The sequence below is a fragment of the Streptomyces sp. NBC_00631 genome (assembly GCF_045206895.1).
Classification (GTDB): domain Bacteria; phylum Actinomycetota; class Actinomycetes; order Streptomycetales; family Streptomycetaceae; genus Streptomyces.
In genome coordinates this window covers 3,196,018-3,219,770 of record NZ_CP107734.1, presented here as the reverse complement: position 1 = coordinate 3,219,770, position 23,753 = coordinate 3,196,018, and the positions used below count along the sequence as shown (strand labels likewise).

The 23,753-nt window shown below is 72.1% G+C and carries 21 protein-coding genes; 5 read left to right on the top strand and 16 right to left on the bottom strand.

Annotated elements, in window-relative coordinates:
- Nucleotides 1-24 precede the first annotated feature (24 nt).
- Nucleotides 25-357, top strand: a complete 333-nt coding sequence (locus OHB00_RS14765; RefSeq protein WP_406435029.1) for a TcmI family type II polyketide cyclase — start codon at nt 25-27, stop codon at nt 355-357.
- 81 nt (nt 358-438) lie between these two features.
- Here the strand turns inward: OHB00_RS14765 and OHB00_RS14760 are convergent, their stop codons facing one another.
- From OHB00_RS14760 to lipB, 6 genes are all read right to left on the bottom strand, one after another.
- Nucleotides 439-1,503, bottom strand: a complete 1,065-nt coding sequence (locus tag OHB00_RS14760; RefSeq protein ID WP_406435027.1) for a methyltransferase — start codon at nt 1,501-1,503, stop codon at nt 439-441.
- A gap of 42 nt (nt 1,504-1,545) precedes the next feature.
- Nucleotides 1,546-2,628 (bottom strand): nitrous oxide reductase family maturation protein NosD, encoded by a 1,083-nt coding sequence (locus OHB00_RS14755; protein ID WP_406435025.1) that lies wholly within the window; start codon nt 2,626-2,628, stop codon nt 1,546-1,548.
- Between the two features lie 192 nt (nt 2,629-2,820).
- Nucleotides 2,821-3,522: a DUF4191 domain-containing protein gene (locus tag OHB00_RS14750; protein ID WP_406435023.1), complete on the bottom strand. Its 702-nt coding sequence runs from the start codon at nt 3,520-3,522 to the stop codon at nt 2,821-2,823.
- A 70-nt stretch (nt 3,523-3,592) separates the two neighbouring features.
- On the bottom strand, nt 3,593-3,790 hold the full coding sequence (locus tag OHB00_RS14745) for a hypothetical protein (RefSeq protein WP_181806529.1): 198 nt from the start codon (nt 3,788-3,790) through the stop codon (nt 3,593-3,595).
- A 247-nt stretch (nt 3,791-4,037) separates the two neighbouring features.
- On the bottom strand, nt 4,038-5,003 hold the full coding sequence (gene lipA / locus OHB00_RS14740) for a lipoyl synthase (protein WP_406435021.1): 966 nt from the start codon (nt 5,001-5,003) through the stop codon (nt 4,038-4,040).
- A gap of 191 nt (nt 5,004-5,194) precedes the next feature.
- Entirely contained in the window at nt 5,195-5,998 is an 804-nt protein-coding gene (gene lipB / locus OHB00_RS14735) for a lipoyl(octanoyl) transferase LipB (protein ID WP_406435019.1), read from the bottom strand.
- A gap of 247 nt (nt 5,999-6,245) precedes the next feature.
- On the opposite strand from lipB, the gene OHB00_RS14730 reads away from it, so the two are divergent.
- Nucleotides 6,246-7,718 (top strand): regulator, encoded by a 1,473-nt coding sequence (locus tag OHB00_RS14730; protein ID WP_406435017.1) that lies wholly within the window; start codon nt 6,246-6,248, stop codon nt 7,716-7,718.
- A 205-nt stretch (nt 7,719-7,923) separates the two neighbouring features.
- On the opposite strand, the gene OHB00_RS14725 is transcribed toward OHB00_RS14730, so the two are convergent.
- Nucleotides 7,924-9,282, bottom strand: coding sequence for an NAD(P)/FAD-dependent oxidoreductase (locus OHB00_RS14725; RefSeq protein ID WP_406435015.1), 1,359 nt, complete (start codon nt 9,280-9,282; stop codon nt 7,924-7,926).
- Between the two features lie 160 nt (nt 9,283-9,442).
- Nucleotides 9,443-10,336, bottom strand: coding sequence for a TIGR01777 family oxidoreductase (locus OHB00_RS14720; protein ID WP_406435013.1), 894 nt, complete (start codon nt 10,334-10,336; stop codon nt 9,443-9,445).
- A 73-nt stretch (nt 10,337-10,409) separates the two neighbouring features.
- On the opposite strand from OHB00_RS14720, the gene OHB00_RS14715 reads away from it, so the two are divergent.
- Nucleotides 10,410-10,898: a GNAT family N-acetyltransferase gene (locus tag OHB00_RS14715; RefSeq protein ID WP_406435011.1), complete on the top strand. Its 489-nt coding sequence runs from the start codon at nt 10,410-10,412 to the stop codon at nt 10,896-10,898.
- Nucleotides 10,899-10,901: 3 nt separating this feature from the next.
- Here OHB00_RS14715 and OHB00_RS14710 read toward each other — a convergent pair whose 3' ends face one another.
- On the bottom strand, nt 10,902-12,086 hold the full coding sequence (locus OHB00_RS14710; protein WP_406435009.1) for a MarP family serine protease: 1,185 nt from the start codon (nt 12,084-12,086) through the stop codon (nt 10,902-10,904).
- Between the two features lie 190 nt (nt 12,087-12,276).
- On the opposite strand from OHB00_RS14710, the gene OHB00_RS14705 reads away from it, so the two are divergent.
- Complete coding sequence (locus OHB00_RS14705) at nt 12,277-13,200, top strand: peptidoglycan recognition protein (RefSeq protein ID WP_406435007.1); 924 nt, start codon at nt 12,277-12,279, stop codon at nt 13,198-13,200.
- 72 nt (nt 13,201-13,272) lie between these two features.
- Nucleotides 13,273-13,527: a hypothetical protein gene (locus OHB00_RS14700; protein WP_406435005.1), complete on the top strand. Its 255-nt coding sequence runs from the start codon at nt 13,273-13,275 to the stop codon at nt 13,525-13,527.
- 3 nt (nt 13,528-13,530) lie between these two features.
- Here OHB00_RS14700 and OHB00_RS14695 read toward each other — a convergent pair whose 3' ends face one another.
- The 7 genes from OHB00_RS14695 to OHB00_RS14665 form a co-directional block, all read right to left on the bottom strand.
- Nucleotides 13,531-14,049 carry a DUF4240 domain-containing protein gene (locus tag OHB00_RS14695; RefSeq protein ID WP_406445780.1) on the bottom strand — a complete coding sequence of 173 codons (519 nt, stop codon included), beginning with the start codon at nt 14,047-14,049 and terminating at the stop codon, nt 13,531-13,533.
- Nucleotides 14,050-14,267: 218 nt separating this feature from the next.
- The gene (gene aceE / locus OHB00_RS14690; protein ID WP_406435003.1) at nt 14,268-16,970 is read right to left on the bottom strand and encodes a pyruvate dehydrogenase (acetyl-transferring), homodimeric type; all 2,703 of its coding nucleotides are present in this window, start codon (nt 16,968-16,970) and stop codon (nt 14,268-14,270) included.
- A gap of 308 nt (nt 16,971-17,278) precedes the next feature.
- Nucleotides 17,279-17,815 (bottom strand): signal peptidase II, encoded by a 537-nt coding sequence (locus OHB00_RS14685; RefSeq protein ID WP_406435001.1) that lies wholly within the window; start codon nt 17,813-17,815, stop codon nt 17,279-17,281.
- Nucleotides 17,816-17,861: 46 nt separating this feature from the next.
- On the bottom strand, nt 17,862-18,485 hold the full coding sequence (locus OHB00_RS14680; protein ID WP_406434999.1) for a GntR family transcriptional regulator: 624 nt from the start codon (nt 18,483-18,485) through the stop codon (nt 17,862-17,864).
- Nucleotides 18,486-18,642: 157 nt separating this feature from the next.
- Nucleotides 18,643-20,454 carry a 2-oxoglutarate dehydrogenase, E2 component, dihydrolipoamide succinyltransferase gene (gene sucB / locus OHB00_RS14675; RefSeq protein ID WP_406434997.1) on the bottom strand — a complete coding sequence of 604 codons (1,812 nt, stop codon included), beginning with the start codon at nt 20,452-20,454 and terminating at the stop codon, nt 18,643-18,645.
- 60 nt (nt 20,455-20,514) lie between these two features.
- Nucleotides 20,515-21,903: a dihydrolipoyl dehydrogenase gene (gene lpdA / locus OHB00_RS14670; protein WP_406434995.1), complete on the bottom strand. Its 1,389-nt coding sequence runs from the start codon at nt 21,901-21,903 to the stop codon at nt 20,515-20,517.
- A 310-nt stretch (nt 21,904-22,213) separates the two neighbouring features.
- The gene (locus OHB00_RS14665; RefSeq protein ID WP_406434993.1) at nt 22,214-23,752 is read right to left on the bottom strand and encodes a leucyl aminopeptidase; all 1,539 of its coding nucleotides are present in this window, start codon (nt 23,750-23,752) and stop codon (nt 22,214-22,216) included.
- Nucleotide 23,753 lies beyond the last annotated feature (1 nt).

Below are 23,753 nucleotides of genomic sequence, written 5' to 3'. Positions count from 1 at the left end.
AGCCGTACGAACAGGAGAGACACCGTGCACCAGGCCCTGATCGTCGCCCGTATGGCACCGGGCTCCGCCCCCGACATCGCGAAGGTGTTCGCGGAGTCCGACCGGGGAGAGCTGCCGCACCTCGTCGGGGTGGTCCGGCGCAGCCTCTTCCAGTTCGGCGATGTGTACATGCACCTCGTCGAGTCCGAGCGCGAGCCGGGACCGGCCATCGCCAAGGCCACCTCGCACCCCGAGTTCCGGGACATCAGCGAACGTCTCACGGCGTACGTCAGCGCGTACGACCCGGAGACCTGGCGCTCCCCGAAGGACGCGATGGCCCAGCGCTTCTACCTCTGGGAGCGCGACGGCGGCGCGTGACCCCGCGTAACGCCGTACGCCAACGGTGCCGGACCCGCACACGACGCGGGCCCGGCACCGGCGCATGCCGGGGGTGCCGTCTCAGGCGGGCACCGTGCAGTCGAAGGCGTGCAGATACGGGTTGACCGGCCGGATGTCGTTGACGCTCAGGCCCGCCTCGGTCAGCCGGCGCACCATGCTGTCGGTGGTGTGCTTGGCCCCGCCGACGTTCAGGAGCAGCAGCAGGTCCATCGCGGTGCTGAACCGCATCGACGGGGTGTCGTCGACCAGGTTCTCGATCACCACGACCCGGGCCCCGGGCCCGCCCGCCGCGACCACGTTGGCGAGCAGCCGCGCGGTGGACTCGTCGTCCCACTCCAGGATGTTCTTGATGATGTAGACGTCCGCGTCGACCGGTACGGCCTCCCGGATGTCACCGGGCACGACCAGTGCCCGGTCCGCGAGGTCCCCGCCCTCGCGCAGCCGGGGCAGCGCCTTCTCCACCACCTTGGGCAGATCCAGCAGGTAGCCCTTCATCGCCGGGTACTTGTCCAGCAGACAGGCCACCACATGCCCCTGCCCGCCGCCGAGGTCCGCGACCGACCGGCTGCCGGACAGGTCGAGCAGCGCGGCGACCTCCCGGGCCGACTGCTCGCTGGACGTGGTCATCGCCCGGTTGAAGACCTCCGCCGATTCCGGCGCGTCCTCGTTCAGATAGACGAAGAACTCCTTGCCGTACAGGTCCTCGACGACGTTACGGCCGCTGCGCACGGCCTCGTCGAGCTTGGGCCAGGCGTCCCAGGTCCACGGCTCGGTGCACCACAGGGCGATGTGGCGCAGGCTGTGCGGGTCGTCCTCGCGCAGCAGCCGCGAGGTCTCGGTGTGGGTGAACGTCCCGTCCGGCCGCTCGGCGAAGACGCCGTAGCAGGACAGGGCGCGCAGCAGCCGGCGCAGCGGCTTGGGGTCGGTCTTCACCGCCGACGCCAGGGACTCCACGGTCATCGGGGCGTCCCCGAGCGCGTCGGCCACGCGCAGCCGGGCGGCCGCGCGGACGGCGGCGGCACAGGCCGCCCCGAACACGAGCTCGCGCAGCCGCATCGACGGCGGCGGAGCGTCCTCCTCCAGCCCCTTGGCCGGCGTCGGGAGGTCGCGTGCTGGTGCGGTCATGTGCCGCCTTCCTTCCGTGTGAGGTGTCGTACGGCCGTCAGGTCAGCACAGACCCGCGGGCTTGGACTTCTTGCAGGTGTTCTGCTTGAAGGCGTTGCCGTGCTTGGCGGCTTCCTGGTTGACCAGGTCGGCGGGGGCGTTGCCCGACAGCTTGTTGCGGGTGATCTGGTTCTTGTCGCTGGTGACACCCACGAAGCTCTTGAAGACCACGACACCGCCCGACAGCGGCGACTTGCCGGAGTTCCCGGTGACCGTGTTCCCGGTGACCACGGTGTTCTCGGTGCCGGTCAGGACGATGCCGGAGCCCTGCAGGAAGGCCAGCCGCGCGGTCTTCTTGCAGTACTTGTTGTTCTTCACGACCTGGTTGTCGGCGACGGTCAGGTGACCGGCCTTCGGCTTGTTCTCGTCGCCGACGACGAAGACGCCCGCGCAGTTGCCGGTCACCGAGTTGTCCGCGACGGTGAGGTTGCGCAGCCGGCGGACGGTGACGCCGATCCTGTTGTCCTGCAGGAGGTTGTGCTCGACGACCGTGCCGTCGGTGTCGACGGCGCCCTTCTCCGTGGTGACGGAGTTGGCGAGGAAGATGCCCGCGTCACCGTTGTTCCGGGCGACGTTGTCGCGGTACGTGCTGTGGACCGAGCGCTCCTCGGCGATGCCCCACTGCCCGTTCTTCACGGCGGCCACGCCGTGCACGTGCAGGTTGGCCGCGCCCACGGCCATGACGCCGATCCGGGAGAACCCGGTGACGGTCATGTGGGCGATGGTCACGTCCTCGACGGCCTGCTTCTTGGCGCCGACCACGCAGATGCCGTTGCCCATCTCGGCGCAGGACTTCTCGGCGGCCTTCTTCGCGGTGCTCTTGGCCTTCTTGGCCGGCTTGAGCACGGTGTCCGCGCCCATGCCGCGCAGGGTGAGGCCGGGCGTGGTCACCTTGACGCTCTCGTGATAGGTGCCGGCCAGCACCATCACCGTGTCGCCGGGCTCGGCGGCGTCGACCGCCTTCTGGATGGACTCACCCGGGTGCACGGTCAGCACGCGGTGCGTGGCGTCCGCCGGAGCGGCACCGAGAAGGGAGCCGCACAGGGCGGCGCTGCACGCGAGGTATGTGATATGGCGTTTTGTCACATTGGGCAGATTAGGAGCAGATGACCCGATAAACGGCGGGATGCTCCGTTCGGTGGCGTGTCATGAGCGCCCCGAAGGGGTGCGGGGCCGTGCCGATATGCGGCTCCGCCGCGTGGGCGCGAGAAACCACGAAGGCGCGGCGGTCGCAAACGCAACCACCGCGCCCGAGCTCGTGGGCGTGCTTACCGCCGCTTACCGCCCCCGAGGCCCGCCCTTGGGCATCCGCATCCCCTTCGGCATCGGCCCCTTGGGCAACGGCATGTTGGACATCAGGTCCCCCATCGCCCGCAGCCGGTCGTTGGTCGTCGTCACCTGGGGCCCGGTCAGCACACGAGGGAACTTCAGCATCGTGGTCCGCAGCTTCTTCAGCGGGACCTGGCCCTCGCCCGTGCCCACGATCACGTCGCGCACCGGCACGTCGGCCACGATCCGGGCCATCTTCTTCTTCTCGGCGGCCAGCAGGGTCTTCACCCGGTTCGGGTTGCCCTCGGCGACCAGGACGATGCCGGCCTTGCCGACCGCCCGGTGCACCACGTCCTGGCTGCGGTTCATCGCCACCGCCGGCGTCGTCGTCCAGCCCCGCCCGATGTTGTCCAGAACGGCGGCCGCGGCGCCCGGCTGGCCCTCCATCTGGCCGAAGGCCGCCCGCTCGGCCCGCCGGCCGAAGACGATCGCCGTCGCGAGGAAGGCGAGCAGCAGGCCCAGGATGCCCAGATAGACCGGATGACCGATCAAAAAGCCGATCACGAGGAAGACCGCGAGCGTGCCGAGACCGACGCCGGCAAGCACCAGACCGATCGTCTTGTCGGCCTTGCGGGTCATCTTGTACGTCAGGACGATCTGCTTCAGTCGTCCGGCATTCGCAGCGTCCGCTGCGGGTTCCTTCCTCGCCATGCCCCGAAGTCTACGTGGCCCCGGGAGTGCCGACGACGGCAGTGTCCCTACAGGGCCGTGGAAGGGGGCGTCAGGAGCGGCCGGCGGCCTGCTCAAGGAAGCGCTGGGCCTCGACCCGGTCCTTGGCGCGACGGCGGTCCTCCAGTACGGAGGTCCAGGCGTTCTGGCGTGCGGTGCGCTGGCCGCCGCTCATGAGGAGCGACTCGACGGCGCGCAGCGCGTCGGTGAAGGACGGGATCGCGGTGGCGCGAACGGGCGCGGCCTGCATGGTGGAGGTCCCCCTCGAAGTGGGTGTACGTGCTGTGATACCAGGGTCACTGTTCGGTGTTACCAGGGCGTGACCGACCGGTCAAACGCCCATGAAGCCTTGATGCGCGGGCCCGGAACACCGACGCGGCCCTGACGTGCGCCCTCATCAGCGAGGACGGTCAGGACCGCGTCCATTCGGTCATTACTGGCCAGTAGTAGTTTGTGCGTGAATTCACACGCTCGGCGGCAGGGGCCGGTGCGGGCCGTCAGACCGCCTGCGCGGCGACGAACGAGCCGCGCTTCTCGACGGCCATCCGGTACAGGCGGCCGGCGCGGTACGAGGACCGCACGAGCGGGCCGGACATGACGCCGGAGAAGCCGATCTGCTCGGCCTCCTCCTTCAGCTCCACGAACTCCTGCGGCTTCACCCAGCGCTCCACGGGGTGGTGCCGCACGCTCGGGCGCAGGTACTGCGTGATGGTGACCAGCTCGCAGCCGGCCTCGTGCAGCTGGCGCAGCGCGTCGCTGACCTCCTCGCGGGTCTCGCCCATGCCGAGGATGAGGTTGGACTTGGTGACCAGGCCGAAGTCGCGGGCGGCCGTGATGACCTTGAGCGAGCGGTCGTAGCGGAAGCCGGGGCGGATGCGCTTGAAGATCCGGGGCACGGTCTCGACGTTGTGCGCGAAGACCTCGGGGCGGGCCGAGAAGACCTCCGCGAGCTGCTCGGGGACCGCGTTGAAGTCGGGGGCGAGGAGCTCGACCTTGGTGCGGCCGTCCTCGCGCTGTGCCGTCTGCGCGTGGATCTGCCGGACCGTCTCCGCGTACAGCCAGGCGCCGCCGTCCTCCAGGTCGTCGCGGGCGACGCCGGTGATGGTCGCGTAGTTCAGGTCCATGGTGACCACGGACTCGCCCACGCGGCGCGGCTCGTCGCGGTCCAGCGCCTCGGGCTTGCCGGTGTCGATCTGGCAGAAGTCGCAGCGCCGGGTGCACTGGTCGCCGCCGATGAGGAAGGTCGCCTCGCGGTCCTCCCAGCACTCGTAGATGTTCGGGCAGCCGGCTTCCTGGCAGACCGTGTGCAGGCCCTCGCTCTTCACGAGGTTCTGCATCTTCGTGTACTCGGGGCCCATTTTCGCCCGGGTCTTGATCCACTCGGGCTTGCGCTCGATGGGGGTCTGGCTGTTGCGGACCTCCAGGCGCAGCATCTTGCGTCCGTCGGGTGAGACTGCGGACACGACCGGCTCCCTAGCGATTGATTCTTCGGCGATCCCAAGGGTACGCCCGTTGATTTGTTGCCCGGCGAGGGTGCCGGCCTTGCCGGGGGCTGCCGCCCCCGGACCCCCGCCTCGGCCTGAACGGCCTCGTCCTCGAACGCCGGACGGACTGTTTGTGGCGCCCTTCGTCCTCAAGTGCCGGGCGGGCCGGTTTATGCCGCCGGGGCCTTCTCGACGACCCTCGGCCTGAGTTCCGCGTTCTCCAGGACGTCCTTCAGGTGCCGTTCCGCCACCGGCAGGACCTCCTCGATCGTCACGTCCCGGCCCAGCTCGGCCGCGAGGGAGGCGACGCCGGCGTCGCGGATGCCGCACGGGATGATCCGGTCGAACCACTTGTTGTCGGGGTTCACGTTGAGCGCGAAGCCGTGCATGGTGACGCCCTTGGCGACCCGGATGCCGATCGCGGCGATCTTGCGGTCCTCGCGGCGCTGGCCGGCGTTGGAGGGGGCGTACTCCGGGCCGTTGAGGCGGGGGTCGAACTCGTCGTCCGTCAGCCGGGGGTCGAAGTCCAGGGAGAGTCCTCCGAGGGCCTGCGGCCGCTGCTCGACCGGGTCGCCGAGCACCCACACGCCGCTGCGTCCCTCGACCCGGGTGGTCTCCAGGCCGAACTCGGCGCAGACGCGGATCAGCGCCTCCTCCAGGCGCCGTACGTGCGCGACCACGTCCACCGGGCGCGGGAGCTTCTGGATGGGGTAGCCCACCAGTTGGCCCGGGCCGTGCCAGGTGATCTTGCCGCCGCGGTCCACGTCGATGACCGGGGTGCCGTCGAGCGGCCGCTCGTTGTCCGCGGTACGGCGGCCCGCCGTGTACACCGGGGGGTGTTCGAGCAGCAGGACCGTGTCGGGCACCTCGTCGGCGAACCGCGCCGCGTGCACCCGGCGCTGCTCGTCCCACGCCTCCTGGTACTCGACGGCATCCGCGCCGAACCCCATGCGGACGAACCGCAACTCACTCACGGCAAGCGCCTCCCTCGGCGATGGGTGTGTCAGGCACATAACGCGCCCAAGCCACTGTACGTCCGCCCGTCACGCGTCAGCCCCGGGGTTAATCCTCACACGATCGGATGAATGAATGTCGAGATGTGCGATCGACTGCTCACTCTCCGCTACATTCGCGCCGTCCACGAGCGCCAAAAGGGCTGCTCACCGGCAATCCGGGCACAAGCGACCGAGCTGACCCAGAAGGCAGGAGACCGCACCCCAGATGACGGACCGTCCCGCGCAGCGCACCCCCAACCGCCAGCTCGCCGCGCTCATCGCAGAAGCGGGGTTCTCCAACGCGGGTCTGGCCCGTCGCGTCGACCAACTCGGACTCGAACACGGGCTGGATCTCAGATACGACAAGACGTCGGTCACCCGCTGGCTGCGCGGTCAGCAGCCCCGGGGCACCACTCCCGCCCTGATCGCCGAGGTCTTCACCCGGCGCCTCGGCCGCCGGCTCACCGCCCAGGACCTGGGCCTCGACGCGTGCGCCCCGGTGTACGCCGGGCTGGAGTTCGCCGCCACCCCCGAGGAGGCCGTCGACATCGTCGGCGGGCTGTGGCGCAAGGACTCCGGCAGCCACGCCGAGCTCCGCAAGATCGCGTTCACCCCGGCCGGGCTCGTGGTCCCCAGCCGGGACTGGCTGATCGGCCGCGCCGACGACAAGGTGGCCCGCGGCGAGCCGGCGGCGCCCGCGGTCGCCCGGGTGCCGGCGCAGACCCGGCCGGCCGCGCCCAGGCAGGTGCCGCTCGCACCGGTGCGGCCGCGCGGGCAGGCCGAGCGCGGGCCGGGCCAGCGGGTGACGGGCGGCGACATCGCCGCGCTCCGCTCGGTCGGCGAGCTGTTCCGCTCCCTCGACGACCAGTACGGCGGCGGCCACGCCCGGCAGGCCCTCGTCCGCTATCTGGAGCACGAGTGCGAGCCGATGCTGCGCGGCACGTACGGCGAGCAGACCGGCCGCAGGCTGTTCGGCGCCGCGGCCGACCTGACCAGGCTCGCGGGCTGGACGTCCTACGACATCGCCGCGCACGGCCTCGCCCAGCGCTACTTCGTCCAGTCGCTGCGGCTCGCCCAGGCGGCGGGGGACCGGGCCTACGGTTCCTACGTCCTCGTCACCATGAGCCGCCAGGCGGTCTACCTCGGCCACGGCCGGGAAGCGGTGCAACTGGCCCGGGTGGCCCAGCAGGGGGTCGGCACGAGCGCCCCGCCGGTCGTCCAGGCCCTGCTCCACGCGGCCGAGGCCCGCGCACACGGGGTCCTCGGCGAGGTGCGCGCCAGCACGGGGGCCCTGGTCCGTGCCGAGCGCGCCCTGGAGGCGGCCAGGCCCGGTGACGAGGTCCCCTACTGGGCCCGCTTCTTCGACGAGGCGCAACTGGCCGACGAGTTCGGCCACTGCCACCGCGACCTCCAGCAGTTCCGGGCCTCCGCCCAGCACGCGGAGCGCTCGCTGCAGCTGCGTGCGCCCTCCTATGCGCGCAGCCGCCTGTTCTGCCGGGTCGTCCTCGCCACGGCCCGCCTGGGCCTCGGCGAACTGGACCAGGCGTGCGCGCTCGGCGTGGAGGCGGCGGGGGCGGCGGCGGAGATGCGCTCGGTACGGGCGACGGAGTACGTCAGGGACTTCGAACGCCGCCTGGAGCCGTACAAGGACGCGGCGCCGGTGAAGGGGTACCGGGAGAAGGTCGCCGCGTTGAGCTGACGTTCTGCTCGTCTCACCGTCGCCGCACAGCTTCTCCGCCGCGGCGGTGCTCAGCCACGACGGCGTTCTCCGGCGGCACCGTCGCCGTCGCGGGCGGTGGTGGTCGGCTTGGTGCGGTGCCGTCGTGGCTGGTCGCGCAGTTCCCCGCGCCCCTTTCGGGGCGCTGTCGTGGCCCGGCGGTGCCGGACCGTGGTCGTGGCCGCGCTTACGCTGCCCGGCGTTGCAGAGGCTCCGCGCTGTGCATCGAGCCCGAGGCGCCGAGGTCCGCCAGGATCGCCGCCGTTGCCCGGTGGGCCGAATGCAACGCTCCCTGGACCGTGCTGGTGTCGCGGTGGTCGCCGCAGACGTAGAGGCCGGCGAGGAGGCGGACGGGGCGCCGGAGGTCGTGCGGGGGGCGCATGGCGGGGATGGCCTCGGGGGTGTGGTGGACCGCGAGGGTCTCCCAGCGGTGCGTCGACGTGCCGTAGAGGCGGGCCAGGTGCATGCGGACCGCCGTGTCGACGTCCGAGGGGGGCTTGCCGAGGAGCGTCGAGGAGATCAGGGCGCGGCCCTGCGGGGCCCGGCTCGGGTCGATGTTGCTGACGACGGAGGTGTGCGAGACGGGTCCGCCCCGGTCCGCGTCCAGGAGGAGGGACGTCCCGGTGGTGAGCGCCGCCGGCTCGTCCGTCGCGTGGTGGACCACCGTCACCCGGTGGAAGTCCGGCACGCGCAGCCCCGGGAGGAGCTCGGCGGCGGCCCTCGCGTCCGTCGCCAGCAGTACCGCACGGCAGCGGATCTCGCCGTGTTCGGCCGTCGTCACCGAGGTGGTGGAGACCGACGTGACCCGTACGCCGGTGTGGACCGTGCCGGGCGGCAGGGTGCGGGCGAGGAGCTCCGGGAGGACCTCGGCGCCGCCCTCCGGCACGCACAGCCGCCCGCTCGCGAAGGAGCGCAGGGCGAGGTCCGCGCAGCGGCTGGACGTCGTCAGCTCCGGGTCGCTGAGGAGGGCCGCGAGCAGCGGGCGCAGGAAGCCGTCGACCGTCCGGGTGGGCACCCCGCGCTCCGCGAGGGCGTGGGCGGCGGGGAGTTCGGGACGGGCCAGGATCCGTTCGACGGGAGTGCCGGCGAGGCGGCCCAGCGCGGCACCCAGGCGGGCCTGGTCGACCGCTCCGCCCATCGGCGCGGTCGCCCGCGCCGGCGCCACCGGCGAGCCGCCCCTGGGGGCGCTTGCCAGGGCGCGCACGGCGTACAGTGCGCCCCTCGCGCTTCCGCCGCCCGCCGGAGCGCCGGCCCGGTGCCTGCGCCCGTCGCGATGCAGCAGCACGCCGGGCGCGTACCGGCGCAGAACCAGGGCGTCCAGCCCCGGGGCCAGCCGTAGTTCCGGGTAGGACGTGGACAGGAGCTGTCCGATCCGGTCCAGCCGGAAGCCGTCGACCTTCTCGGTCGACATACGGCCGCCGACGTAAGGGGCGGCCTCCAGGACCGCGGTCGTCACTCCTGCGCTGTTCAGCCGATGAGCCGCGGAGAGTCCGGCGATACCGGCTCCCACGACGACGACGTCCGCCTGGTACGCGGGCTCATGCACGAGGCCCCTCCTCGATTGCGCGTCCGGTGGAGACGTGATGCCCCCAACCCGCTCCGGGGATACCCGAGTTCGGGTCGAGGTTAGGGCGGTGACCGGTCAAGGACAGTCGCGCATGAACAGGGCACGGTCGCACGCCGGTCGCATACGGTCACAGGGGCCGTCACGCCGCGCGGATCGCGTCCTCGATGCCCGGGAACGCGAAGGTGAACCCTGATTCCAGCAGCCGCTTCGGCACCACGCGTTGGCTGCCGAGCACGTCCCCGGCCATCTCGCCGAGCGCCGCGCGGAGCACCGGGGAGGGCACCGGGAAGAGGGCCGGGCGGTGCAGCACCCGGGCCATGGCCGCGGTGATCTCACCGTTGGTCAGCGGGTCGGGCGCGGTGAGGTTGAACGGGCCCGACAGACCCTCAGTGTCCATCAGGAACCTGATCGCGGCCACCTCGTCGTGCAGCGCGATGAACGACCAGTACTGGCGCCCGTCGCCCAGCCGGCCGCCGAGCCCGGCCCTGAAGAGCGGGAACAGCCGGCCCCAGGCCCCGCCGTCACGGGACACCACCAGGCCGGTGCGCGGGAACACCGTCCGTACGCCGGCCTCCATGGCCGGGGCCGCCGCCTCCTCCCACTCCACGCACAGCGACGGCAGGAAGCCGTCCCCGGGCGGGGCGTCCTCGTCCACGACCCGGTCGCCGGTGTCGCCGTAGATGCCCATCGCGCTGCCGCTCACGAACACCCGCGGCGGGTCCGGCAGGGCCGCCACGGCTTCGGCGAGCGCGGCCGTGCCGAGCACCCGGCTGTCCCGGATCTCCCGCTTGTAGGCGGGCGTCCAGCGCCGGTCGCCGATCCCGGCACCGGCGAGGTTCACCACCGCGTCGCAGCCGGACAGTCCGGCGGCGTCCACGTACTGCCCGGCCGGGTCCCAGCAGACCTCCGCGGGGCCGTGGGCCGCGCGCCGCACCAGGCGCACCACCTCGTGCCCGTCCGCCCGGAGGGACCGCACCAGGGCGCTGCCGATGAGGCCGGACGCGCCGGCCACCGCGATACGAGAACGTTCCATGCGTCACAGCATGCCGGTACCGGCCGCGGAAAACCCGATGGGCCCCGACGGGCGGCCGTCCTAGGGTGAGCGCATGCCAGAGCCGTACATACGCACCGCCCTGCCCGACGACGACGAGGAGCTCTCCGCCCTCGACCGCGCCACCTGGTCGTCCCTGCACGCGGTCATGCCGCGCCCGCAGCCGCCGTACGACCCCTTCTTCAGCGAGCGCCACGCCCCCGAGGACACCCTGGTCGCCGAGGTCGACCGGCGCATCGTCGGCTATGTCCGGCTCGGCCTCGCCTACAAGCTCGCCTCCAACGCGCACGTCCGGCAGATCCAGGGCCTCGCGGTCGCCGAGGAGGTCCGCGGCCGGGGCGTGGCCCGGGCACTGCTGCGGGCGGCGATGGAGGAGGCCCGCCGCCGCGGCGCCCGCCGGATCCGGCTCGCCGTCCTCGGACACAACACCCCGGCGCGCCGGCTCTACGAGTCGGAGGGCTTCGCCGTCGAGGGCGTGTTGCCGGGGGAGTTCTTCCTGGACGGCGAGTACGTCGACGACGTGGTCATGGGCCGGCCGCTGTGACGGTCAGGACCTGATGAGCTCGCCGGTGTCCACCGGCGCGGTGGCGGTCGCCCCGCGCGTGGCGTCCGGGGCGACCTCGTCGGCGGTCAGCACGTACCCCGTCTCGTCGTCCGACGTGGAGCGGGCGAACACCACGCCGTACACCTTGCCGCCGGTGGTCAGCAGCGGGCCGCCGGAGTTGCCGGGGCGGACCGTGGAGCGGATCGAGTAGATCTCCCGGGTCACCGTGGCGTCGCTGTAGATGTTCTGGCCGGTGGCCTGCACCTTGTTCGCCACGGTGGCCGCCTGCAGGTTCAGGTCGCCGTCCTGCGGATAGCCGGCCACCACCGAGGAGTCCCCGCGCGCCGCCGTCGTGTCGAACCGCAGCACGGGCGCCCGCAGCTGCGGCACGTACAGCACCGCCACGTCCCGGTCCGGGTCGAAGAGCACGACCTCCGCGTCGTACGACGGCCCGACCCCGCCGATCCGCACGCTCGGGTTGTCGATGCCGGCCACCACGTGGGCGTTGGTCATCACATGCTCCGGCGCGAACACGAACCCGCTGCCCTCGCGGCCCTGGTTGCCGGAGGAACCCTCGATCTTGACCGTGCTGCGCCTGGCCGCGTTCGTGGCGGCCGCCGTGACGTTGTCACCGGACGGCTTGGCCACCCGGGCCGTCGACTCGTTCTCGAACGGGTTGAAGACCTGCGGGAAACCCGCCTCGGTCAGCGCCGAGGTGGCCCGCGAGAACCAGTCCGGCGTGGTGTCCGGCATGGTGTTCTGCACCGCGCCGAGCAGCTTCGAGTCGCGGATCGCCGTCGTCACCGCGGGCGACGAGGACGCCCCCAGCACGCTCGCCGCCACCCAGGCCACGATCAGCACCGCCACCGAGTTGGCGACCGCCCCGCCCATCCCGTCGGCCACCCGCAGCGGCCCCTCGTCCAGCTCGCGGCGCAGCCGCAGCGCCAGCCGGCCCGCCAGCTCGTGCCCCACCACCGCCGGCACCAGCACCGTCAGCACCGCGACCACCGTCGCCGTCGCCGTCCCGCGCGTGACCAGCTCCATCACCCACGGCAGCACCCACACGCCGATCACCGCGCCGCCCACGAACCCGGCCAGCGAGACACAGCCGGCCACCAGCCCGCGCCGGTAACCCGACGCCGCGTAGACGAGGACCACCAGTACGAGCACCAGGTCGAGCAGGTCCACGGAGCCGCCTTTCTCTCGGTGCCCTTAATACGGCCGGGACAGGCCCAGTGATCAGTTCACGCGCCCGTGGCCCCCGGGGACCGGCCACGTGTGCGTGTACCCCCTGAAACGCCTCGGACCAGGACGATGGTTCCACCAGGTGGCACAGCACACATCGCGGGCGGCTTCGATCGACCCGAGAGTGAGTGCCATGCGTGTCTTCCCAAGAGCGGGGCGGCGCACCAGGATCACCGCCCTGACGCTGCTCGGCTGCCTGCCCGGCCTCGCCGCCGTCCTCGCCCTGGTGCTGTGCGCCCAGGGCGTCGACCGCACCGTCGCGATCCACCTCTCCGCGCCCGCGCCCGCCAGCCCGGCGACCCGCTACCGGGCACCCCGGCCGCACATCGTGCCGCGCTCGGCCTGGCTGACCGGCGCCGTCCGCCGCACCCAGCCGCCGCCGCGCTACGACGACCAGGTCGTCGCCGTCTTCGTGCACCACACCGACTCGCCCAACGGCTACTCCTGCGCCCAGGCGCCCGAGATCATCCGCCGCCTGTACACCGGCCAGACCGGCGACCGCGCCTGGGACGACATCGGCTACAACTTCCTCGTCGACCGGTGCGGGACCATCTACGAGGGCCGCGCGGGCGGCGCCGACCGGGCCGTCACCGGCGCCCACACCCAGGGCTTCAACCACCGCACCGCCGGCATCGCCGCCCTCGGCACCTTCACCGCCGGGGTGCCCGTGCCGACCGCCATGGCCGACTCGATCGCCGCCGTCGCCGCCTGGAAACTCGGCCTGGCCGGCGTCGACCCGCGCGGCAGCGCCCGGCTGGTCTCCAGCAACGACCGCAGCCGCTACCGGCAGGGCGCGGTCGTCGCCCTCCCCGCGGTGGCCGGCCACCAGGACGGCTACCGGACCAACTGCCCCGGAGCCGCACTCGTCGCCCGCCTCCCGGAGATCAGGGAGACGGCGGCCCGGCTGCAGGGCAGGGCCGGGGCGGCGGCACCCTCGCCTTCCGGGACACCCGCGCCATCGGCGGCGCCGGCCGGAACTCCGCTGCGCACACTCCTGGAAACGCCGCCGGGAAGGTTTCTCGGACCACCCGCGAAAACGTCCACAGGAACGCCATAGGCGGCACGCAGGCCGTTCAGATCCCCGCGTCCTACGGTCAAGGACATCAGCAGCCGACTGGAGGTGGGGATCATGAACAGCAGTCGTACCGAAGCCCGTACCGAAGCCGAAGCCCGTACCGAGGCCGCGGAGAAGGCCGGCCGGGTCAGGTCGTCCAGGGGGCCGTGGGCCGTGGTCTGCGCGGTCGCGACGGTCGTCCTCGGCCCGGCCGCGGTCACCGCGTCCGCCCTCGACCAGGCCAACGCGGCACCCATGCACCACGCGGTCAAGGCCGAGCAGACACAGGCGTACATCCCGTCCGACGTGACCCGACGCCGCGCCGCGTGACCCCTACTCCTTGAAGCGGTCCCACAGTCTGGGGAACCGCTCGGCGAGCACCCGCGCGTTCTCGAAGTCGACCGGGGTGCCCTCCGGCTCGGAGGGTGCGGGGGCGATCCCCAGGTCCGGCGCCACGGTCCCGGTGAGCTGCTCGTACGCCTCGTCGGCGGCGTACCCCAGCTCCTCGCCGTCGCCGTCGATCTCCTCGTCGAAGTCGTCCAGCAGCTCCGCCAGCGCGTCCGGCTCGTGCAGGGCGCCCTCGAAGATCTCCCGGCCCTGGCCGATGAGCCAGCACCGGAAGAAGTCGAACGCGTCGTCGCTGGCCCCGTCCAGCAGCACCCAGGCGGCGCCCCACAGATCCCAGCGGTAGGCGCGGTTGTAGCGGGCCTCGAAGTGACGGGCGAAGTCCAGGACCAGGTCCGGCTCCATCTGGAGCAGCCGCTCCACCAGCAGGTCGGCCTGCTCCTCCGGGTCGCCCCCGGCGGCCTCGCGGGTGGCGTCGACCAGCTCCCAGAACTCCGTCTCGTCCATCACGGGTCCAGCATCGTGCCTGGGCGGCGGGGGCGCACGCGGAGTGGTGCGGATTGTTATCCGGCGCCCGTCGACCCCACGCCCCCTCGACTCGCGTGTGCGCGGCGACGGCCGACGGCTCCGCTCCGCCCCACAGCCCGAACGGCCCCGACGGAGGGGTCCGCCGGGGCCGTTCGGGCGCGTTCAGACGCGCCGGGCGCGCTCAGGGGCGCACGGGCTCACAGCCCGTACTTCTCCCGCGCTTCCTTCACCGCGGTCGCCTTGACCTCGCCGCGTCTGGCCAGCTGGGCCAGGGCCGCCACGACGATCGACTCGGCGTCGACACCGAAGTGGCGGCGGGCCGCGTCACGGGTGTCGGAGAGACCGAAGCCGTCGGCGCCGAGGGAGGACCAGTCCTGCTCGACCCACTGCGCGATCTGGTCGGGGACCTGGCGCATGTAGTCGGAGACCGCGAGGACCGGGCCCTCCGCGCCGTGCAGCGCCTGGCGGACGTACGGCATCCGCTCCTCGCCGCGCAGCAGGGCCGCGTCCGCCTCCATGGCGTCCCGGCGCAGCTCGGACCAGGACGTCGCGGACCAGACGTCCGCGGCCACGCCCCACTCCTCGGCGAGCAGCCGCTGCGCCTTGAGCGCCCAGTGGATCGCGGTGCCGGAGCCGAGCAGCTGGATGCGCGGGGCGTTCGCCACCGCGGTCAGCCCGGCCGACTCCGCCGTGTTGAAGCGGTACAGGCCCTTGACGATGCCCTCGTCGACGCCGGGCCCGGCCGGCTTGGCGGGCTGCGGGAGCGGCTCGTTGTAGACGGTCAGGTAGTAGAAGACGTTCGGGTCCTCGCCCGCGGCCGGCTCGCCGTACATCCGGCGCAGACCGTCCTTGACGATCGTGGCGATCTCGTAGGCGAAGGCCGGGTCGTACGTCAGGGCCGCCGGGTTGGTCGCGGCGATCACCGGGGAGTGGCCGTCGGCGTGCTGGAGGCCCTCACCGGTCAGGGTGGTACGGCCGGCGGTCGCGCCGACCAGGAAGCCGCGGCCGAGCTGGTCGCCGAGCTGCCACATCTGGTCGGCGGTCCGCTGCCAGCCGAACATCGAGTAGAAGATGTAGAACGGGATCATCGCCTCGCCGTGCGTCGCGTACGCGGTGGACGCGGCGATGAAGTCGGCCATCGAACCGGCCTCGGTGATCCCCTCGTTGAGGATCTGGCCGTTCTTGGCCTCCTTGTAGTACATCAGCTGGTCACGGTCGACCGGCTCGTACGTCTGGCCCTTGGGGGAGTAGATCCCCAGGGACGGGAAGAGGCTCTCCATGCCGAAGGTGCGCGCCTCGTCGGGGACGATCGGCACCCAGCGCTTCCCGGTCTCCTTGTCCCGGACCAGGTCCTTGACGAGCCGGACGAAGGCCATGGTGGTGGCCACGTTCTGCGAGCCCGAGCCCTTGTCGAAGGAGGCGAAGGCCTTGTCGGCGGGGGCGGGCAGGGGCGCCAGGGCGTGGGTGCGGCGGGCCGGGGCGGGACCGCCGAGGGCCGCGCGGCGCTCCTGGAGGTAACGGACCTCGGGGGAGTCGGCGCCGGGGTGGCCGTAGGGCACGACCCCGTCGGCGAACGCGCTGTCCGGGATCGGCAGCTCCAGCAGCTCACGCATCGTCTTGAACTCGTCCACCGTCAGCTTCTTCATCTGGTGGTTGGCGTTCTTCGACGCGAAGCCCTCGCCGAGGGTGTGGCCCTTGACCGTCTGGGCCAGGATCACGGTCGGCGCGCCCTTGAACTCGACGGCGGCCTTGTACGCGGCGTACACCTTGCGCGCCTCGTGACCACCGCGGGAGAGGTGGAAGCACTCCAGGATCTTGTCGTCGCTCAGCAGCTTCGCCATCTCGGCGAGCGCGGGGTCCTTGCCGAAGAAGTCGGCGCGGATGTAGGCGGCGTCGCGGGTCTGGTACGTCTGCACCTGCGCGTCCGGTACCTCGCGCAGCCGTCGTACCAGCGCACCGGTGGTGTCGAGCTGGAACAGCTCGTCCCAGGCGGTGCCCCAGAGCGTCTTGATCACGTTCCAGCCGGCGCCGCGGAACTGGGCCTCCAGCTCCTGCACGATCTTGAAGTTGGCGCGGACCGGGCCGTCGAGACGCTGCAGGTTGCAGTTGATGACGAAGGTGAGGTTGTCCAGGCCCTCGCGGGAGGCGAGTGCGAGGGCGGCCGTGGACTCCGGCTCGTCCATCTCGCCGTCGCCGAGGAACGCCCAGACGTGGGACGCCGAGACGTCCTTGATGTCGCGGGCGGTCAGGTAGCGGTTGAAGCGGGCCTGGTAGATCGCCGAGAGCGGGCCGAGGCCCATGCTCACCGTCGGGAACTCCCACAGCCAGGGCAGGCGGCGGGGGTGCGGGTACGACGGGAGGCCGTTGCCGCCGGCCTCCTGGCGGAAGTTGTCGAGGTGCGCCTCGGTCAGGCGGCCGTCGAGGAAGGCGCGGGCGTAGATGCCGGGGGAGGCGTGGCCCTGGATGTAGAGCTGGTCACCGGAGCCGTCCCCCTCCTTGCCCTTGAAGAAGTGGTTGAAGCCGGTCTCGTAGAGCCAGGCGGCGGAGGCGAAGGTGGCGATGTGGCCGCCGACGCCGTGCTTGCTGCCCCGGGTGACCATCGCGGCCGCGTTCCAGCGGTTCCACGCGGTGATCTTCCGCTCCATCTCCTCGTCGCCGGGGACGGCCGTCTCGGCGGCGGTGGGGATGGTGTTGAGGTAGTCGGTCTCCAGCAGCTTCGGCAGCGCGATGCCGCCCGCCTCGGCGCGCTCCAGCGTGCGCCGCATCAGGTACGCGGCGCGGTGCGGCCCGGCCTCCCTGGCCACGGCGTCCAGAGAGGCCTGCCATTCGGCGGTCTCCTCCGGATCCCGGTCCGGGAGCTGGTCGAGCGCGCTCGGCTGGATGGCGTTGGGGTCGGTCATGTCGCCGCCTTCCTCAGTCGAAGGGGGTTCCCTCATCGGTAAGGGGTTCGGGGTGCCCTTGGTCTTTGGCAGGACAGGGCAGAGGGCCCGGGTGCGAGCCCGTCGGCGACTCTAACTCCCTGATCGATGATCGATCAAAGGTTTGACGGGCAAAACCTCTCGATTTCGAGAAAGTCGGCACGCGGTGCCTTCGGCGGTGGCACCGGGTGACGCGATGTGATCGACGTTTGCGCAGGTGAGGAGGTGTTTGAGCGGGGGTGCGCTCTTGTGCGTCGGACGTGTCGGGCGCGTCGTACTCGCCAGACGCGTCAGGACGGAGTCGCGGTCGGCGCCGCGTCGGGGGCGGCGCCACTGGCAGGGCCCAACGCCTGTCCCCGGACCGACAACAGGATCGCCAGGGCGCATCCGCAGCTGATCGCCCAGTCGGCGAGGTTCATCACACTGAAGTCCCGGACCGAGATGAAGTCGACCACCGCTCCCCGCATACCGCCGGGAGAACGGAAGACCCGGTCGGTCAGGTTGCCGAGCGCCCCGCTCAGCAGCAGCCCCAACGCGACCGCCCACGGTGCGCTGGTCAGCCGACGCGACACCCGCACCACGGCGACGGCGACGGCCGCCGCGATCAGCGTGAACACGATGGTCGTCGTCCGGCCCATGCCGAACGCCGCGCCGGGGTTGCGCTGCACCCGCAGCTCCATCCAGCTCCCGAGCACCGGGACCGCGGCACGCCCCTCCAGCCAGGCGACCACCGCGGCCTTGCTCCCCAGGTCGATGGCGTACGCGAGGCCGGCCACCCACCACAGCACCCACACCCGCCGCTGCTTCACCGCGGTCTCGCCCGCCATCACGTCCGCCCTCCTCGCCGTCCGGTCCGCCGCCGGCGTACGGCCGTCACGCCCTCGGCGCGCAACCCAGGACATGGGCCTTCACGATCTCCGCGATCCGCGGGTCCCGGCGCTGGAACGCGGCGACCAGCTCCTCGTGCTCCTCCGCGTACGACTGCTGGACCGTGCCCAGCCAGCGGATCGACAGCGCCGTGAAGACCTCGATGCCCAGGCCCTCCCAGGTGTGCAGCAGCACCGAGTTGCCGGCCGCCCGGACCAGCTCGCGGTGGAAGCCGACGGTGTGCCGGACCTGGGCCGTGCCGTCGGCGTCCCGGTCGGCGTCGTAGAGGGCCGCCACATGGGGTTCAAGGGCCGAGCAGTCCTCGGCCAGCTTCTCGGCCGCCAGCTCCGCCGCGATCGCCTCCAGACCGGCCCGCACCGGATAGCTCTCCTCCAGGTCGGCCGCCGTCAGGTTCCGCACCCGTACGCCCTTGTTCGGCGCCGACTCGATGAGACGAAGGGACTCCAGCTCGCGCAGCGCCTCCCGCACCGGTGTCTGGCTCACCTCCAGCTCCGTCGCGATCCGTCGCTCCACGATCCGCTCGCCCGGCTGCCAGCGCCCGCTGACGATCCCCTCCACGATGTGCTCGCGGATCTGTTCGCGCAGCGAGTGGACGACGGGCGCGGTCATGAGAGCTCCTTAAGGGCGTTTGACGTTTAGACAATAAGGCCGGACCGCCGTTCGGGAGAGGCGCACGGGGGCGCTTTCGCGCAGGTGAGACGAGACTTACACGACGGTGCCCCGCCCGGAGGAACTCCGGACGGGGCACCGTGGAACCCGTGAGGGATCAGAGACCGAGCTCGACCTCGAACTCGCCCGCCTCCAGGATCGCCTTGACGGCCGTCAGGTAACGGGCCGCGTCGGCGCCGTCCACCAGACGGTGGTCGTAGGACAGGGTCAGGTACGTCATGTCGCGGACGCCGATGACCGTGCCCTCCTCCGTCTCGATGACGGCCGGACGCTTGACCGTGGCACCGATACCGAGGATCGCGACCTGGTTCGGCGGCACGATGATCGTGTCGAACAGCGCGCCGCGCGAGCCGGTGTTGGAGATGGTGAAGGTCGCGCCGGACAGCTCGTCCGGGGTGATCTTGTTGGCGCGGACCTTGCCGGCCAGGTCGGCCGTGGCCTTGGCGATACCGGCGATGTTGAGGTCGCCGGCGTGCTTGATGACCGGGGTCATCAGGCCCTTCTCCGAGTCCACCGCGATACCGACGTTCTCGGTGTCGAAGTAGGTGATCGTGCCCTCTTCCACGTTGATCCGGGCGTTGATGGCCGGGTGGGCCTTCAGCGCCTGGGCCGCCGCCTTCACGAAGAACGGCATCGGGGAGAGCTTGACGCCCTCGCGCGCGGCGAAGGAGTCCTTGGCCTGGGCGCGCAGCCGCATCAGGCGGGTGACGTCGACCTCGACGACCGAGGACAGCTGCGCCTGCTCGTGCAGCGCCTTGACCATGTTGTCGCCGATGACCTTGCGGATGCGGGGCATCTTGACGGTCTGGCCGCGGAGCGGGGAGGCCTCCAGCGCCGGCGCCTTCCTGGCAGCGGCGGCGGCCGGAGCGGCGGCCACGGGGGCCGGAGCGGCGGCGGCCTTCGCGGCCTCGGCGGCGGCGAGGACGTCCTGCTTGCGGATCCGGCCGCCGACGCCGGTGCCCTTCACCGAGGCCAGGTCGACACCGTTCTCGGCGGCGAGCTTGCGCACCAGCGGGGTGACGTAGGCACCTTCGTCGGTCGCCTGGGTGGCGGTCGGCGCGGTGGGCGCGGCGGCCGGGGTGACCGGAGCCGGGGTGACCGGAGCCGGAGCGGCCGGCGCGGGGGCCGGAGCGGCGGCGACCGGAGCGGGCGCCGGGGCCGGAGCCGGGGCGGCGGGCGCCGGGGCCGGAGCAGCCGGGGCCGGCGGGGCGGCGGGCGCGGCCGGGGCAGCGGCGGCGGGCGCCGGAGCCGGGGCGGCCGGGGCGGGGGCGGCCGCCGGAGCGGCGCCCGGGGCGCCGATGACGGCGAGCTTGGCGCCGACCTCGGCGGTCTCGTCCTCACCGACCACGATCTCCAGCAGCACACCGGAGGTGGGCGCCGGGATCTCGGTGTCGACCTTGTCGGTCGAGACTTCGAGCAGCGGCTCGTCGGCCTCGACGGAGTCGCCGACCGACTTCAGCCAGCGGGTGACGGTGCCCTCGGTGACGGACTCACCGAGCGCGGGCAGGACCACGTCCGTGCCGGAGGCGCCACCGGCCGGAGCGGCGGGGGCGGCCGCGGGGGCCGGGGCGGGGGTCTCGGCGACCGGGGCGGGGGCCTCGGCGACCGGCGCGGGGGCCGGGGCGGCGGCGGGCTCGGCGGCCGGGGCGGGAGCGGCGGCGGGCGCACCCGTGCCGTCGTCGATGATGGCCAGCTCGGCGCCGACCTCGACCGTCTCGTCCTCGGCGACCTTGATCGAGGCCAGTACGCCCGAGGCGGGGGCCGGGATCTCGGTGTCGACCTTGTCGGTCGAGACTTCGAGCAGCGGCTCGTCGGCCTCGACGCGTTCGCCCTCGGCCTTCAGCCAGCGGGTGACAGTGCCCTCGGTGACGCTCTCGCCGAGCGCCGGAAGGGTTACAGAAACCGCCATGGTTTCGGTTGCTCCTTACGAATTGCGGAAGTCTGAGTCGTCGCGTGTGTCGACCGAGGGTCAGTCGTGCGAGTGAAGGGGCTTGCCGGCCAGGGCCAGGTGGGCCTCGCCGAGCGCCTCGTTCTGCGTCGGGTGGGCGTGGATGAGCTGGGCGACCTCGGCGGGCAGCGCCTCCCAGTTGTAGATCAGCTGGGCCTCGCCGACCTGCTCGCCCATGCGGTCGCCGACCATGTGGACACCGACCACGGCACCGTCCTTCACCTGGACGAGCTTGATCTCGCCCGCGGTGTTGAGGATCTTGCTCTTGCCGTTGCCCGCCAGGTTGTACTTCAGAGCGACGACCTTGTCCGCACCGTAGATCTCCTTGGCCTTGGCCTCGGTGATGCCCACGGAGGCGACCTCCGGGTGGCAGTACGTCACCCGCGGCACGCCGTCGTAGTCGATCGGGACGGTCTTCAGACCCGCCAGGCGCTCCGCCACCAGGATGCCCTCGGCGAAGCCGACGTGCGCGAGCTGGAGCGTCGGGACCAGGTCACCGACGGCGGAGATGGTCGGGACGTTCGTCCGCATGTACTCGTCGACCAGGACGTAACCGCGGTCCATGGCGACGCCCTGCTCCTCGTAGCCGAGGCCCGCGGAGACGGGACCGCGGCCCACCGCGACCAGCAGGATCTCGGCCTCGAACTCCTTGCCGTCGGCGAGGGTGACCTTGACGCCGTCGGCGGTGTACTCGGCCTTCGAGAAGAAGGTGCCCAGGTTGAACTTGATGCCGCGCTTGCGGAAGGCGCGCTCAAGAAGCTTGGAGGAGTTCTCGTCCTCGACCGGGACGAGGTGCTTGAGGCCCTCGATGACCGTGACGTCGGCCCCGAAGGACTTCCAGGCGGAGGCGAACTCCACGCCGATGACACCGCCGCCCAGGATGATCGCGGACTTCGGCACGCGGTCCAGGACGAGGGCGTGGTCGGAGGAGATGATGCGGTTGCCGTCGATCTCCAGACCCGGCAGCGACTTCGGCACGGAACCGGTGGCGAGGAGCACGTGGCGCCCCTGGATCCGCTGGCCGTTGACATCGACGGAGGTGGGGGAGGACAGCCGCCCCGTGCCCTCGATGTACGTCACCTTGCGCGAGGCGACGAGACCCTGCAGACCCTTGTACAGACCGGCGATGACGCCGTCCTTGTACTTGTGGACGGCCGGCACGTCGATGCCCTCGAAGGTGGCCTTGACACCGAACTGCTCGCTCTCGCGGGCCTGGTCGGCGATCTCGCCCGCGTGCAGCAGGGCCTTGGTGGGGATGCAACCCCGGTGCAGGCAGGTACCGCCGACCTTGTCCTTCTCGATCAGGGCGACGTCCAGGCCCAGCTGCGCCCCGCGCAGGGCCGCGGCGTAACCACCGCTACCACCGCCGAGGATCACTAGGTCGAAAACGGTGCTGGCGTCGTTCGCCACGTCACGTCCTCCATGCATGTGCGCCGTACGCCGGTCTCCAGTGACCGCGCGGCGGCTGGTGTCCGGCCGCTCTTCTTCGGCCCTGTGGGTGGGGCCCTGTCCTGCCGAGCCCCATCTTCGCACTTGTCGGAGGTGAACGAGACGCGGGGCTGGGGTGTGAGACACCACACGCAGCGCCCCGCAAGGGGCGCGGGGAACTGCGCGAGAAGCCCCCACGACCTGCGGCCGCCGTACAGCAGCACCACCCGAGCTCTTGGGCGACGGGGCCCCGCCCTACCCGCACGCGAGGCCCCGCCCACAAAACCCGACGTCAGCCCAGGTCGCCCTCAGCCGTCAGCTCCGCCAGCCGCACCAGCGTCCGCACCGCGGACCCGGTGCCACCCTTCGGCGTGTACCCGAAGGGACCCCCCTCGTTGAAGGCCGGCCCCGCGATGTCCAGGTGCGCCCAGGTGATCCCGTCACCCACGAACTCACGCAGGAAGAGCCCCGCGACCAGCCCGCCGCCCATCCGCTCGCCCATGTTCGCGATGTCGGCGGTCGGCGAGTCCATCCCCTTGCGCAGGTGCTCCGGCAGCGGCATCGGCCACGCCGGCTCGCCCACCTCGTCCGCGGCCTCGTGCACCGCGGAGCGGAACGCCTCGTCGTTGCCCATGACGGCGAACGTCCGGCTGCCCAGCGCCAGCATCATCGCGCCGGTCAGCGTCGCCACGTCCACGATCGCGTCCGGCCGCTCCGCCGACGCCGCCCACAGCGCGTCGGCGAGGACCAGCCGGCCCTCCGCGTCCGTGTTGAGCACCTCGACGGTCTTGCCGCTGTACATGCGCAGCACGTCCCCCGGGCGCACGGCGGTGCCGGACGGCATGTTCTCGGCCAGCGCCAGCCACCCGGTCACGTTGACCGCCAGGCCGAGCCGTGCCGCCGCCACGACGGCCGCGAACACCGCCGCCGCCCCGCTCATGTCGCACTTCATCGTCTCGTTGTGGCCGGCCGGCTTGAGCGAGATGCCGCCCGAGTCGTAGGTGATGCCCTTGCCGACGAAGGCGAGGTGCTTGTCCGCCTCCGCGTGCGTGTACGACAGCTTCACCAGCCGCGGGGTCGCCGCCGAGCCGCCGCCGACGCCGAGGATGCCGCCGTAGCCGCCCTTGGCGAGCGCCTTGTCGTCGAGCACCTGGATCTTGAGGCCGTGCTCCTTGGCGGCGCCCTGCGCGATCGCGGCGAACGCGGCCGGCGTGAGGTCGTTCGGCGGGGTGTTGACCAGGTCGCGGGCCCGGTTGAGCTCCTCGGAGACGGCCGTGGCGCGGGCCAGGGCCGCCTTGTGGGCCGCGTCCCGCGGCTTGCCGCCGAGCAGCACGCCCTCGGCGAGCGGCGTCCTGCCGTTCTTCGCCTTCAGGTTCTTGCCGGTGCCGGCCCCGTTGTCCTTGTAGGTGTCGAAGGAGTAGGCGCCGAGCAGCACGCCCTCGCCGATCGCGCCCACGGCGGCCGCGTCCTCGACGGGCAGCGCGAAGGCGGCCTTCCTGGCCCCGGCCAGCGCGCGGGCGGCGACACCGGCGGCCCGGCGCAGCGCCTCGGCCTCGTAGTCCGCGTCCCGGCCGGGCTCGGCGCCCAGGCCCACCGCGATGACGAGCGGAGCCTTGAAGCCGGCCGGAGCGGGCAGTTTCGTCAGTTCGCCCTCGGCACCCGAGGCTCCGAGGGTCTCCAGGACGGCGGCGAGCCTGCCGTCGTAGGCCGTGTCCACGGCTTCGGCGCCCGGGGCGACGACCGGGCCCTTGGCGCCCTTGGCGACACCGATCACGATCGCGTCGGCCCGGAGGCCGGGCGCCGCTGAGGTGCTGAGTGTGAGAGCAGTCACG

Bases quoted from the DNA above. Each gene is read 5' to 3' on its own strand.
- OHB00_RS14760 (WP_406435027.1), bottom strand. From the start codon at position 1,503: ATGACCGCACCAGCACGCGACCTCCCGACGCCGGCCAAGGGGCTGGAG.
- OHB00_RS14750 (WP_406435023.1), bottom strand. From the start codon at position 3,522: ATGGCGAGGAAGGAACCCGCAGCGGACGCTGCGAATGCCGGACGACTG.
- OHB00_RS14745 (WP_181806529.1), bottom strand. From the start codon at position 3,790: ATGCAGGCCGCGCCCGTTCGCGCCACCGCGATCCCGTCCTTCACCGAC.
- OHB00_RS14730 (WP_406435017.1), top strand. From the start codon at position 6,246: ATGACGGACCGTCCCGCGCAGCGCACCCCCAACCGCCAGCTCGCCGCG.
- OHB00_RS14720 (WP_406435013.1), bottom strand. From the start codon at position 10,336: ATGGAACGTTCTCGTATCGCGGTGGCCGGCGCGTCCGGCCTCATCGGC.
- OHB00_RS14715 (WP_406435011.1), top strand. From the start codon at position 10,410: ATGCCAGAGCCGTACATACGCACCGCCCTGCCCGACGACGACGAGGAG.
- OHB00_RS14705 (WP_406435007.1), top strand. From the start codon at position 12,277: ATGCGTGTCTTCCCAAGAGCGGGGCGGCGCACCAGGATCACCGCCCTG.
- OHB00_RS14700 (WP_406435005.1), top strand. From the start codon at position 13,273: ATGAACAGCAGTCGTACCGAAGCCCGTACCGAAGCCGAAGCCCGTACC.
- OHB00_RS14695 (WP_406445780.1), bottom strand. From the start codon at position 14,049: ATGGACGAGACGGAGTTCTGGGAGCTGGTCGACGCCACCCGCGAGGCC.
- aceE (WP_406435003.1), bottom strand. From the start codon at position 16,970: ATGACCGACCCCAACGCCATCCAGCCGAGCGCGCTCGACCAGCTCCCG.
- OHB00_RS14685 (WP_406435001.1), bottom strand. From the start codon at position 17,815: ATGGCGGGCGAGACCGCGGTGAAGCAGCGGCGGGTGTGGGTGCTGTGG.
- OHB00_RS14680 (WP_406434999.1), bottom strand. From the start codon at position 18,485: ATGACCGCGCCCGTCGTCCACTCGCTGCGCGAACAGATCCGCGAGCAC.
- sucB (WP_406434997.1), bottom strand. From the start codon at position 20,454: ATGGCGGTTTCTGTAACCCTTCCGGCGCTCGGCGAGAGCGTCACCGAG.